We start from the raw sequence: 12,115 nt of genomic DNA, 5'->3' as shown, positions 1-12,115 counted from the left end.
CTGTCGTTCAGCGCCCGAATTTCCGTGCCAGCCGCGCCAGGAGACTCTCCCGCCGGCCGGCGGTGAGCCAGTCGGCGATATCGGAGACGACTGCGGCGTCGAGGTGATTCGGGACCTGATAGCCCGCTGGAGTGGAAGCCCCGGTGCCGGGGAAGAACATGTGATCGACGGCGTCATAGATCTGGATCCGGGCGTCCGCGCATGCGGCCAGACCGGACACCCAGCCAGGCAGATCATCCTCGACCGTGACTTGATAATCACGCCGACCCTGCACGACGAGTATCGGTTTGCCCAGTGCCGCAGCGGTTTCCACGGGGTCATAGGCCCGCAGATCGAGCCAGTACGAGGCGGGCCACCCGAACAGCAGCTCCGAGGTCGCCGTAGCGGAGGACAGCCGCGGACTCTCGACCGCCGCGGCCTGCCTGGTGATCGATTCGACGGTGGCGGCGGTATGCGGCCCGGGATCCAGTCCCGCAAGATAATTCGCCACCCGGACGGCGGCGCGAGGCAGCGGAACCGTATCTCCCGCCATGACCACCACCCCGGCAATGGACGGCTCCGCCGCCGCGACCCGGGGCGCGGCCTTACCACCCCCGCTGTGCCCGATCACGAACACCCGATCCGCATTCACCCTCGAATGCCGTTGCAGCGCATGAACAGCCGCGATGGTCGTGGGCAAATACTCCCGCACCATGGTGAAATCGGGCTCGCCCGCGAACGCGCCATGCACGTGATTCACCTTGTCGAACCGCAGCACCGCAATCCCGCGACCAGCCAACCCCCACGCCAAATCCTTGAACGGCTTATTCGGCCCGACCGTCTGATCCCGATTGGTCGGCCCCGAGGCCAACAGCACCGCGCCCGGAAACGGCCCCTTCCCGCGCGGCAGTGTCAGTGTGCCGGGAACCGCTGTCGACCCGTCGCCGACCGTAATATCTTGCTCGACAAAGCGTTTCGGCCTGGCGTAGTCGGGCGGCGTCCACGCTCCGGCCGGTGGCGCGAGTCGAATCCCATGCAACTGCCCCGCGCCGTCTACCGAGACGATCAGTGTCAGTCCGCCGCGTTCGCAGTCGACGGGCACGCTCACCCGAACCAGTTCGGCGTCAATGGATTCGGTCTCCGGTTCGCCGATCCGTTCAACCGCGCCGATCCGGGCGATCTCGGTATTCCAGCCCACCCGGACCGTTCCGCCGGAGACGACCGCTCGCAGTCGCGGTGCGAAGAGTTCCTCGATCGCGGTGAAGTGTTCGGCCCGTGCGAGTTCGGCCACCGTGGTGGCGACCGCGACCGGATCTATCTCTGCCATTGTTCCCGCCCAATCAACCATTCTCATGTTTTGAGAACAATAGCAGTATGTGAGAACGTTGCGTAGTGGAATCCTTCGAGCTGCTGGCCCATCCGGTGCGGTTGCGCATGGTGCACGCCATGCGCGGGGGCCGCGTCCTCACCACCGCCGAACTGTGCGCCCGGCTGCCCGATGTCTCGAAGGCGACCGCGTACCGCCATGTCGAGCTGCTCGCGAACGCGGGTGTGCTGGAGGTCGCCGAGGAACGGCGGGTGCGGGGCGCGGTCGAGCGGCGCTATCGGCTGCGGCCCGAGCGGGCCGTCATCGATACGGCCGCCGAGCTCACGACGGATGATCAGCGCGGTATCTTCGCCACGGCCATGGCGGTCCTCATGGCCGAGTTCAATACCTATCTGGACCGCGAGAACGCGGATCCGGCCACCGATCTCGTAGGCTTCCGGCAGCACGCGCTCTGGCTCGATCCCGCCGAGCTGGCCGAGCTGATCTCCGACCTGCGGCGCGTCATCGCGCCGCGATTGGGCTACGAGCCCACGCCGGAGCGCGGCCAATATCTGCTCAGCCCAATCCTTTTCCCGATCGAGGAACGGCCCGGGTCCGATCCGGAGTGACGGTCAGCGGCGTTCGATTCGGGAGGGCGCCGGGGTTACCGCGCCGTGTGCGCGAAGGTAGGACTCCAAGGCGTCGAGGTCGATGGGGCCGACCTGTAGGCCGGTACTCCGGGTGAAAGTGGTGAAGCCGTCGCCGCCGGAGGCCAGGAAGTTATTGGTCGAGATCCGGTAGGTGGCAACGGGGTTCAGGGGTTGCCCGGCGATTCGAACGGAGTCGGTGATTACCTTGTGGCCCTTGGCGGCGGTGTCGGAGTAGGCGTAGGTCAGGCCCGCTATCGAGAGGACGGCGGGCTTGCTGACGTTGTCCCACTGTTGTTCGAGGAGTTCGATGATCTGCCGGCCGGTCAGGCTGACTGTGACGACCTGGTTGCCGAAGGGCTGGACCGTGTAGGCGCGTTCGTAGGTGATCGGGCCGGCGGCCAGGCCCGCGCGCACGCCGCCGGGATTCATGACCGCGGCTACGGCTCCGGCGGGGGCCGCGCCTTCGAGCATGGTGTCGGCCAGCAGGTTGCCCAGGGGGGAATCGCCCGCCGGGGCCGGGTCGGCGGGCAGGGCGGCGGTGGCGGTGCCGATGACGCGTTCGGCGAGGGGTTTGGCCTGTGCCGCGAAGAAGTCGACGAGCTGGGTGGCGGCCGGATCGGGCGTGATGTCGCGGGTGACAACACGATTGACGGCCTTCGCGTCGACCGTGCCGTCGTGGAAGCGCAGGGTCACATCGGTGATCAGGCGGCCGTAGGAGTACGCCTGGGTGACCACCTTGCCGTTGATGGTGCAGTTGTACGGCTGATGGGTGTGCGCGGTCATCAGCACCTTGACCGCGGCGTCGGTGCGGGTGGCCAGATCGGTGACCGCCGGGGTGATATCGGCGCAACCGTTGTAATCCAGCGGTGCGCCCTTGGTGCGCTGTGCGCCGCCGTCGTGCAGCAGCGCCACGATGGTCTCCGCGCCCGCGGCCTTCATCTCGGGCACGTACCTGTTGATGGCGTCGGCCTCATTGCCGAAGGTGTAGCCGCGAATGCCTTCGGGCATAACGATATTCGCGGTGTCGGCGGTGACGGTGCCGACCACGCCGATCTTGTGCCCGCCCAGTTCCAGCATGGTCCAGGGCCGCAACCCGTTCGGCAGCTTGCCGGTCGCATCGGTGACGTTCGCGGCCAGATAGGCGAACTTGGCCCCGGTGAACGGATTGCCGGGCACGCAGCCGTCGAGGGCGCAGCCGCCCTGTTGCAGGCGCGCCAATTCCACTACGCCGTGGTCGAATTCGTGATTGCCGACCGAGGACGCGGCCACCCCGATGGAGTTCATGAAGTCGATGGTGGGCTCATCGTGGAACAGTGCGGAGATGAGCGGACTGGCCCCGACATTGTCCCCGGAGGCGAGGATGGCGCTGGCCGGATAGGCCGCCTTCAGCTTGGCCAGATGCGCCGCCAGATAGGTCGCGCCACCCGCCTGCACGCTGCCGACCTGCCCATTGCTGCCCGCCGGCGGTTGCAGATTCCCGTGCAGGTCGTTGAACCCGAACAGATGCACCTCACCGGGTTGTGCGGCGGGCAGGTCCGCGGTCGAAACCACCTGCGCCACACCGGAGGTGGTGGGCGCGGGGGTATCTCCGCCGCTGCCGCATCCGGCCACCAGCAGCACGCTGAACAGGGCCGCGCAGAGTCCACGGGTGCGTCGAGTCATGGACCCGACTGTGTCAGATGCGGTTGGCACCCGCACTACGGCCGGGTGAATTCGCCGGTGCGCCGGTTATCGCAGGGCCAGGGCCAGGAAGAAGTCCACCCGATCCTCGAGCCGGGACAGATCGCGATCGGTGAGCTCCTCGATGCGCTGGACGCGATAGCGCAGCGTATTCACGTGCACGTGCAGCAGTTCGGCGCATTTGGACCAGGACCCCGAGACCTGGAGGAAGGTCTCCAGCGTATGCACCAGATCGGCCCGATTGTCCCGGTCGTACACGGCGAGCGGATCCAGCAGCCGCACCCGGAACATGCGCCGCACCTCATCGGGCACGCTGGCCAGCAGCAGCATATGGGTGGCGAGTTCGTCATGGCGCACCACGCTGGTGGGCTGATTGCGCTCGGCGGCCATGCGCCGGGCGTAGCGCGCCTCTTCCACTGCGCCGCGCAGACTTTCACCGTCCACGCCACCGCTGATGCCGACCGCGAGACGGCTGCCCTGCAGGCCGGGTTCGAGCGCCTCCACCGCCCGCTGAATGCGATCGTCGAGATTGTCGTCATCGCCGATCGGCACCAGCGCGATGGCCTCACCGTCGATGACTCCCGCGGCCGGGCTTCTGCCGTAAAGGATTTCGCGCAGCAGCGACCGTAATTCCCTGGGCCGCACCGCTCCCGAGTCGGCGGTGGCGGCCACCGCGAGATAGCGCTCGGACAGCGCCAGCCCGGTGAGTTCGAGCCGCGACACGATTTCGGCCGGTTTCGCGTCCGAGACCACCAGTTCGATGAGCTCCTGGGCCAGCCGTCCCTCGGCGTTCTGCCGGTCGTCTTGTCGGACACGCTCTAAGGCCACGACTGCGGCGAGTTCGCCGATGATGGCGCGGTGCTCCTCGGGCCAGTCCTTGTAGTCGCTCTCGAACACCATGAACCAGTCCGCGACCCGGGAGGTGCCGTCCGCGTCCACCGCGAAAAGCGAGAACAGGCTACCGTCCAGCGAACTGGTCGCCGGTAACCGCTGAGCCGACAGGCACGCGGCCTGGACCTGCGCCGACAGCGGCTGCTGCGGTCCGGCCACCACCCGCCCGGTGGAGGACACCACCCAGCACGGCGTGCCCAGATTGCGGTGGATGAGTTCGAGCACCGAATCGAGCCCGCCCCCGGACACGAGCTGGCGATGCCGGTCCAGAATCGCGGCGAGATCGGCCGCACGCCCGGTCGAGAGATTGCGATTGACCTGTTCGGTGACGGTCGCGAAGGCAATGTGCTCGGGCACCCGGAACAGCGGAACCCGATGGCGGCGGCACGCTTCCACCAGATCGGCCGGTGGTTCGCCGTATTTGGCGTCACCGGCGGCCACCGCCGCGACCTTGGCCCGGGCCAGTGCGGCGATGAACGCCTCGGTATCGCCGGCATCGCGCCGGAATTGCAGTCCGGTCAGGACCAGTTCCCCGCCGGAGAGGTACCGGCTAGGGTCGAGCATGTCTGTAGTAACCACCCAGCGAACGAACCTTTCGAGTTCGTCTTCCCCGGTGACGAGTTCCAGACCGGCTTCGGTGAGGGCGAGCAGAGAACGCAACCGCATGATTGCCAACGCTAACAGCCAATGACCTCCGGGTTACCGGCTTGGATGTATCTACAAAACCCGTGTTGTGAACTGGACCACAGGTTCGGAGGTCTCGTCCCTGCCGCCGACGCCGCCCGAGGGTTGTACTTACCGGGCAAGTCGCCAATGGATGGAGGTCGGATGTCGGGTCGCCTGGAATGGCTCGGGTCGCTGCCCCTGGAAGAGGCCGAGGCCCAGCTGCTCAGCTGCTGCGCCTCGCGGGAATGGGCTCGGAAGATGGTGGTCGGACGGCCGTACATCGATGAGTCCAGCCTCAGGCAGGCCGCGCTCTGGGGCCTGGACGCCCTCGACTGGACGGATATCGAGGAAGCCCTCGAAGCACATCCCCGCATCGGTGAGCGCGCGGAAACCCCACGCGCCGAAGGTGTTTCAGGGGAAGTCGCGCAGCGCGAGGCGCGCTGGTCGCAGGACGAACAGTCCGGTGCGGCCGTCGCCTCGGAGCAGGTGCGCGCTTTGCTCGCGGATCGGAATGTGGCCTACGAGAACCACTTCGGTCATGTCTTCCTGATTCGCGCCACCGGCCGCACCGCCGAGGAGATGCTCGCCGAGCTGGAGCGCCGGCTGGGCAATTCGGTCGAGGCCGAACGCGCGGTGGTACGGGCGGAACTGGCCGCCATCACCCGACTGCGGTTGCGCAAGCTGCTGGGGTTGATATGAGCCTGTCCACCCATGTGCTGAATGCGGCCACCGGTCGCCCCGCGGACGGCGTGTCGGTTCGGCTGGAAGCCGCCGACGGCACGCTGCTCGCTCAGGGGACAACCGATGCCGACGGTCGCATCAAGGATCTGCCCGCCCCCGAACCGGGGGTGCACCGGCTCATCTTCGACACCGGCGACCTGAGTCCGTTCTATCCCGAGGTGACCATCGCCTTCACCGTCACCGATCCGGCGCAGCACTATCACGTGCCGCTGCTGCTCAGTCCTTTTTCCTTCTCCACGTATCGAGGTAGCTGACAATGTCGATCAAGCTCGGTCCCAACCGCTATGGCAAGGCGGAGACCCGCGTCGTCCGGGTCCAGAAGAACGGGACCAAACACCAGATCCGCGATCTCAATGTCAGCGTCGCGCTGTCGGGCGATATGGAGCAGGTGCACCTGACCGGCGACAACGCCACCGTGCTGCCCACCGATACGCAGAAGAACACGGTCTTCGCATTCGCCAAACAGCACGGCATCGCCTCCCCGGAGGATTTCGGCCTGAAGCTGGCCCGGCACTTCGTCGATTCGCAGCCCTCCATCGAGCACTCCCGGGTGGAGCTCGAGGAATACGAGTGGGAGCGAAATGTGGTGGGGCTCAACAGCCACCCGCATTCGTTCATCCGCTCGGGTCGCGAAACCCGCACCGCGCTGGTGCATTACGACGGCAGCCGGGCCTGGGTGGTGAGCGGTCTGAAGGATCTGACCGTGCTGAACACCACCAAATCCGAATTCCACGGCTTCATCAAGGATCGCTACACCACGCTGCGCGAGACCCGCGAGCGCGTGCTGGCCACCGAGGTGAACGCGCAGTGGCGGCACAGCGGTGAGAACACCGAATGGGATAAGTCCTACGAGATCGTGAAGCGTTGCCTGCTACAGGCTTTCGCCGACACCCACAGCCTGTCGCTACAGCAGACCCTGTTCGAGATGGGGGAGCGGGTACTCGAGACCTGCCCCGATATCGCCGAGGTCAAGCTGGTGCTGCCCAATAAGCATCACTTCGAGGTGGACCTGTCGCCGTTCGGCCTGGTCAATGACAACGAGGTGTATTGGGCCGCCGATCGCCCGTACGGGCTCATCGAGGGCACCGTGGTGCGCGAAGTGCCTCCCGCCGGACCGGCCTGGTCCTGAATCCCGGAGTAACGCAATGGATTTCCTACGACCCGAGAGCTGGGCGGACGCACTCGCGCTCCGCGCCGAGCGTCCCGACGCCGTGCCGATTCAGGGCGGCACCGATGTGATGGTCGAATTGAACTTCGACCGCCATCGCCCGGGCGCACTGCTCGATCTCAACCCGTGCCGCGAACTCTTCGATTACGAGGACACCGCGGATGCCCGGGTGCGCATCGGTTCCGGTGTGCCGTACGACCGCATCATCCGCCGCCTCGGCGACCGCCTGCCCGGTTTGGCGCAGGCCTCGCGCACCGTCGGCTCCCCGCAGATCCGCAATCGCGGCACCGTGGGCGGCAATCTGGGTGGCGCCTCACCCGCCGGTGACGCGCATCCGGCGCTGCTGGCCGCGAACGCGACCGTAGAGGTGGAATCCGCCGCACGCGGCACCCGCATGATCCCGATCGACGATTTCTACGTCTGGGTCAAGAAGAACGCGCTCGAGCCCGATGAGCTGATTCGCGCGGTCTGGCTGCGCCCGGCCACCGGACCGCAGTACTTCACCAAGGTCGGCACCCGCAATGCCATGGTCATCGCGGTCTGCTCCTTCGGCATCGCCCTGCATCCGGACACCCGGACCGTGGGCACCGGTATCGGCTCGGCCGGGCCGACCCCGCTGCGGGCGCTCGACGCCCAGGATTTCCTTGCGGCACAACTGCCTTGGGAGAACCCGCGACCGCTGAGCGACAGCGTGCTGCGCGATTTCGGCACCCTGGTGGCCGCCGCCGCCAAACCCATCGACGATGTGCGCGGCACCGCGGATTACCGCAAGCACGCGCTCTCGGTGATGGCCCGCCGCAGCCTCGGTTGGGCCTGGAACGACTACACAGCGGAGAGGAGGGCCGCCTGATGCGCGTGAGTTTCACCGTCAATGGCACCCCGGAGCACGTCGACGACGTCTGGGAGGGGGAGAGCCTGCTGTACCTACTGCGCGAGCGCGCCGGGCTCCCCGGTTCCAAGAATGCCTGCGAACAGGGCGAATGCGGTTCCTGCACGGTCTATTTGGATGGCACGCCGGTCTGTTCCTGTCTGGTGGCCGCCGGTCAGGTGCACGGGCGCTCGGTGCGCACCGTGGAGGGCCTGGCCGAGGGCGATCGCCTGGACCCCATGCAGCAGGCGTTCGTCGAGGCGGGCGCGGTGCAATGCGGTTTCTGCACACCGGGTCTCATCGTGCAGGCGCACGATCTGATCGAGCGCAATCCGGATCCCTCCGATGTGGAGATCCGCGAAGCGCTGGCCGGAAACCTGTGCCGCTGCACCGGATACGAGAAGATCCTGGACGCCGTGCGACTGGCGGCACAGCGAAAGGCGGTCGCCCAGTGACCACTACCAACTTTTCCCTACCCAATGCGGGCAAGATCGTCATCGAGAATGCCTACATCGCACCGGTTGTCGGCGCCGAGATCGAATCCGGCTATCTCATCATCGACAACGGTCGCATCGAAGCCCTCGGCGCCGGACCGGCGCCGACGGTGGTGGGCGCCGAACGCGTCTCCGGCACCGGCTGCCTGGTAACCCCGGGCCTGGTGAACACCCACCACCACCTCTACCAGTGGGCCACCCAGGGCCTGTTCCAGGATTCGACGCTGTTCGAATGGCTGACCGGGCTGTACCGCACCTGGGCGGGCATGGACGCCGATGTCGTATACGGCGCCGCCACAGCCGGTTTGGGCTGGCTGGCGCTGACCGGCTGCACCACCTCGAGCGATCACCACTACGTGTTCCCCAAGGGTCGCGGCGATCTGTTCGAGGCCGAGGTGATGGCGGCCCGCGAGATCGGCCTGCGCTTCCACCCGTGCCGCGGTTCCATGGATCGCGGTCAGTCCCAGGGCGGGCTGCCGCCGGACGAGGTGGTCGAGAACCGCGAAGAGATCCTGCTGAACACCGCGGAGATCATCGATCGCTATCACGACGCCTCCTTCGATTCCATGCTGCGCGTGGCCGTCGCGCCGTGTTCGCCGTTCTCGGTGAGCGAGGGCCTGATGATCGACGCGGCCGAACTGGCCCGCGCCAAGGGCGTGCGCCTGCACACTCACCTGGCCGAAACCCTCGACGAGGAAGAGCACTGCGTCGAGCAGATGGGTTGCACCCCGGTCGAATACATGGAGAAGCTGGGCTGGCTCGGCGATGACGTGTGGTTCGCGCACGCCGTGCACCTGCACGATTCCGATATCCGCCGCTTCGCCGAAACCGGCACCGGTTCGGCGCACTGCCCGAGCTCCAATGCCCGGCTCGGCGCGGGTATCGCCCGCGTCTCGGATCTGCTCGCCGCCGGTGCCCCGGTCGGCCTGGGCGTCGATGGCGCGGCCTCGAGCGAATTGACCTCCATGGCGGGTGAGATGCGCCAGGCCATGCTGTTCCAGCGTGCCGTGCACGGCCCCAAGGCCCTCACCGCCCGCCAGGCCCTGGAAATGGGCACCCTGGGCGGTGCTCGAAACCTGGGCCGCCAGAACGAGATCGGCAGCCTCGAACCCGGCAAGCTCGCCGATATCGCCATGTGGCGCGTCGACGGCTTCCGCGCCGCGGTCGCGGATCCGGTGTGCGCCTTGGTCTTCGGCCCCACCCCGCCGCTGGCCCGCCTGCTCGTCGGTGGTCGCACCGTGGTGCAGGACGATGAACTGCGCACGCTCCCGCACGATCAGGTCGGCCGCGCGGGCGTACTCGCCCGCAAGCGCCTGCTGCGTCAGGAGGGTGGGCGATGACCACCGCACGCACCACCCGGTTCCCGGGCGAGGTGGCGGCCCCAGGTCGCGGCGGCGTCGGCGACAGCCCGCTGCGACCGGACGGCGCGCTGAAGGTCAAGGGCGAGTTCGCCTATGCCTCGGATCTGTGGATCGATGGCATGCTGTGGGGCGCGACCCTGCGCAGCCCGCATCCGCGCGCCATCATCAAGAGCATCAATATCGCTGCGGCACTGGCTCTTACCGGTGTGCACGCGGTGCTCACCCACGAGGATGTGCCCGGCCGCAAGATGTACGGCCTGGACCACACCTGGGATCAGCCGGTGCTGGCCATCGGCGAGGTGCGCCATCACGGCGAACCCATCGCCCTCGTCGCGGCCGATCATCCCGAGATCGCCCGGCGCGCACTGGCTCTCATCGATATCGAATGGGACGTACTCGAACCCATCACCGATCCGATGGCGGTGCTCTCGGCCCCGAACAAGCTCAAGGTGCAGGAACGCGGCGGCATCGCCCGGCATCAGCCGGTGCGCGTCGGCGATATCACCGTGGGCCGGGAGATGGCCGCCGTCGTGGTCGAGGAGGAATTCGAGGTCGGCATTCAGGACCAGGCCTTCCTGGGCCCCGAATCCGGCATGGTGATTCCGGCCGAGGACGGCGGACTCGACTTCTACGTCGCCACCCAGTGGATGCATAACGATCTCTCGCAGATCGGCCCGTGCCTGGGCCTGGCCGATGATCAGATCCGCATGACCATGGCCGGCATCGGCGGCGCGTTCGGCGGCCGCGAGGACCTGTCCATGCAGATCCACGCGGGCATGCTGGCCATGCGCACCGGTAAGCCGATCAAGATGATGTACAACCGCGAGGAATCCTTCTTCGGGCATGTGCACCGGCATCCGGCGAAAATGCTGTACGAATTCGGGGCCACCGCCACCGGAAAGCTCACCTACGCCAAGGTTCTCATCGTCCTGGACGGCGGCGCGTACACCTCCGCGACGCTGAACGTGACCGGCAATGCCTCCTCCCTGGCTGTAGGACCATACGAAATCCCGCACATCGAGATCGACGCCTACGGGGTGTACACCAACAACCCGCCCTGCGGGGCCATGCGCGGCTTCGGCGCGGTGCAGGCCTGCTTCGCGCACGAGTCGATGATGGACAAGCTCGCCGAGGCCCTGGATATGGATCCGGTGCGGGTGCGTCAGCTCAATGTGGTGCAGCAGGGTTCGAAACTGGCCACCGGCCAGATCGTGCACGCGCCGACGCCGCTGAAGGAAATGCTCACCACCCTGAGCGAGATGCCGCTCCCGGATGCCATGGACGCCAGCGATATTCGCAATCTCCCCGGCGGTGCGTCGCAGACCACCCACGGTGAGGGCGTGGTGCGCGGGGTCGGCTACGGCGTCGGCATCAAGAACATCTGCTTCTCCGAGGGCTTCGACGATCTGTCCACCGCGCGGGTGCGTCTGGAGGTCATCGGCGGTGAGCCGGTGGCGATGGTGCACACCGCCGCGGCCGAGGTCGGCCAGGGCCTGGTGACCGTCGAGGCGCAGATCGCGCGCACCGAACTCGGCATCGAACGGGTGGTGATCCACCCGGCCGATAACGGTGTCGGTGATTCGGGCTCGTCCTCGGCGTCCCGGCAGACCTATATGACCGGCGGTGCGGTGAAGGCCGCGTGCGAGGCCGTGCGCCACCGCGTACTGGCCCTGGCACAGGGCAAACACGGCGCGCATCGCGGTCTGCAACTCATCGGCGGCAAGGTCGTGGCGGGCACCGGTGAGGTGCTGGCCGCCATCGCCGATGTGCTCGGCGACGAAATCGTCGAGGAGACAAGGGAATACCACCACAAGCCCACCACGGGCATGGATCCGGTGACCGGACAGGGCAATAGCCACACCCAGCTCGCGGTCTGCGTGCACCGGGCCGTGGTCGATGTCGATGTCGAGCTCGGATTGGTGAAAGTCGTTGCCCTGGACGCGGTCCAGGACGTGGGCAAGATCATGAACCGCCTGTCCCTCGAGGGCCAGATCCACGGCGGATCGATTCAAGGATTGGGTCTGGCAGTGATGGAGGAAATCCAGGTAAGCAATGGCAAGGTGCGGAACCCGTCCTTCACGGACTATCTGATCCCCACCATTCTCGACACACCCCCGCAGCGGCTGGAAATTCTGGAGAATCCGGATCCGCACGCCCCCTACGGGTTACGCGGTGCGGGCGAACCGCCCACCCTCTCCTCGACACCGGCGATTGCCGCAGCCATTCGCGACGCCTGCCGCAAGCAGGGCGGTACGGGGCATATCACCCGCGTACCGGTACGACCGGAAGACATCATCCGGGGCAGTTGATC

General features: G+C 67.0%; 11 protein-coding genes. 8 read left to right on the top strand and 3 right to left on the bottom strand.

The features are described from left to right. Positions 1-7: 7 nt before the first annotated feature. Positions 8-1,306 carry a serine aminopeptidase domain-containing protein gene (locus ACFVUS_RS07315; RefSeq protein ID WP_387762316.1) on the bottom strand — a complete coding sequence of 433 codons (1,299 nt, stop codon included), beginning with the start codon at positions 1,304-1,306 and terminating at the stop codon, positions 8-10. A gap of 65 nt (positions 1,307-1,371) precedes the next feature. Between ACFVUS_RS07315 and ACFVUS_RS07310 the strand changes: the two genes are divergently transcribed. Next, positions 1,372-1,914 carry a helix-turn-helix domain-containing protein gene (locus ACFVUS_RS07310; protein WP_387762315.1) on the top strand — a complete coding sequence of 181 codons (543 nt, stop codon included), beginning with the start codon at positions 1,372-1,374 and terminating at the stop codon, positions 1,912-1,914. A 3-nt stretch (positions 1,915-1,917) separates the two neighbouring features. On the opposite strand, the gene ACFVUS_RS07305 is transcribed toward ACFVUS_RS07310, so the two are convergent. Together ACFVUS_RS07305 and ACFVUS_RS07300 are read right to left on the bottom strand one after the other, a co-directional pair. Then, entirely contained in the window at positions 1,918-3,597 is a 1,680-nt protein-coding gene (locus tag ACFVUS_RS07305) for a bifunctional metallophosphatase/5'-nucleotidase (RefSeq protein WP_387762314.1), read from the bottom strand. A gap of 66 nt (positions 3,598-3,663) precedes the next feature. Continuing rightward, positions 3,664-5,172 carry a PucR family transcriptional regulator gene (locus ACFVUS_RS07300; RefSeq protein ID WP_387762313.1) on the bottom strand — a complete coding sequence of 503 codons (1,509 nt, stop codon included), beginning with the start codon at positions 5,170-5,172 and terminating at the stop codon, positions 3,664-3,666. Between the two features lie 162 nt (positions 5,173-5,334). Between ACFVUS_RS07300 and uraD the strand changes: the two genes are divergently transcribed. From uraD to ACFVUS_RS07265, 7 genes are read left to right on the top strand one after another with little or no spacing between them, the layout of a single operon-like run. After that, complete coding sequence (uraD, locus tag ACFVUS_RS07295; protein ID WP_387762312.1) at positions 5,335-5,871, top strand: 2-oxo-4-hydroxy-4-carboxy-5-ureidoimidazoline decarboxylase; 537 nt, start codon at positions 5,335-5,337, stop codon at positions 5,869-5,871. Beyond that, positions 5,868-6,167, top strand: coding sequence for a hydroxyisourate hydrolase (gene uraH / locus ACFVUS_RS07290; RefSeq protein WP_387762310.1), 300 nt, complete (start codon positions 5,868-5,870; stop codon positions 6,165-6,167). The genes uraD and uraH overlap by 4 nt, the downstream gene beginning before the upstream one ends. 2 nt (positions 6,168-6,169) lie before the next feature. Further along, positions 6,170-7,042, top strand: a complete 873-nt coding sequence (gene pucL / locus ACFVUS_RS07285; protein ID WP_387762309.1) for a factor-independent urate hydroxylase — start codon at positions 6,170-6,172, stop codon at positions 7,040-7,042. Between the two features lie 16 nt (positions 7,043-7,058). Beyond that, positions 7,059-7,931 carry an FAD binding domain-containing protein gene (locus ACFVUS_RS07280; protein WP_387762308.1) on the top strand — a complete coding sequence of 291 codons (873 nt, stop codon included), beginning with the start codon at positions 7,059-7,061 and terminating at the stop codon, positions 7,929-7,931. Then, a complete protein-coding gene (locus ACFVUS_RS07275) occupies positions 7,931-8,404 on the top strand; it encodes a (2Fe-2S)-binding protein (RefSeq protein ID WP_387762307.1) in 474 nt (157 codons plus the stop codon). The genes ACFVUS_RS07280 and ACFVUS_RS07275 overlap by 1 nt, the downstream gene beginning before the upstream one ends. Further along, positions 8,401-9,783, top strand: coding sequence for an 8-oxoguanine deaminase (locus ACFVUS_RS07270; protein WP_387762306.1), 1,383 nt, complete (start codon positions 8,401-8,403; stop codon positions 9,781-9,783). Before ACFVUS_RS07275 ends, ACFVUS_RS07270 begins: the two co-directional genes overlap by 4 nt. Then, positions 9,780-12,113 carry a xanthine dehydrogenase family protein molybdopterin-binding subunit gene (locus ACFVUS_RS07265; protein WP_387762305.1) on the top strand — a complete coding sequence of 778 codons (2,334 nt, stop codon included), beginning with the start codon at positions 9,780-9,782 and terminating at the stop codon, positions 12,111-12,113. The genes ACFVUS_RS07270 and ACFVUS_RS07265 overlap by 4 nt, the downstream gene beginning before the upstream one ends. The last annotated feature ends 2 nt before the right edge of the window (positions 12,114-12,115 follow it).

It is taken from the genome of Nocardia sp. NPDC058058, assembly GCF_042885355.1.
Lineage (GTDB): Bacteria > Actinomycetota > Actinomycetes > Mycobacteriales > Mycobacteriaceae > Nocardia.
The sequence above is the reverse complement of the archived record's forward strand: the minus strand, read 5'-3'. Positions and strand labels throughout refer to the sequence as shown.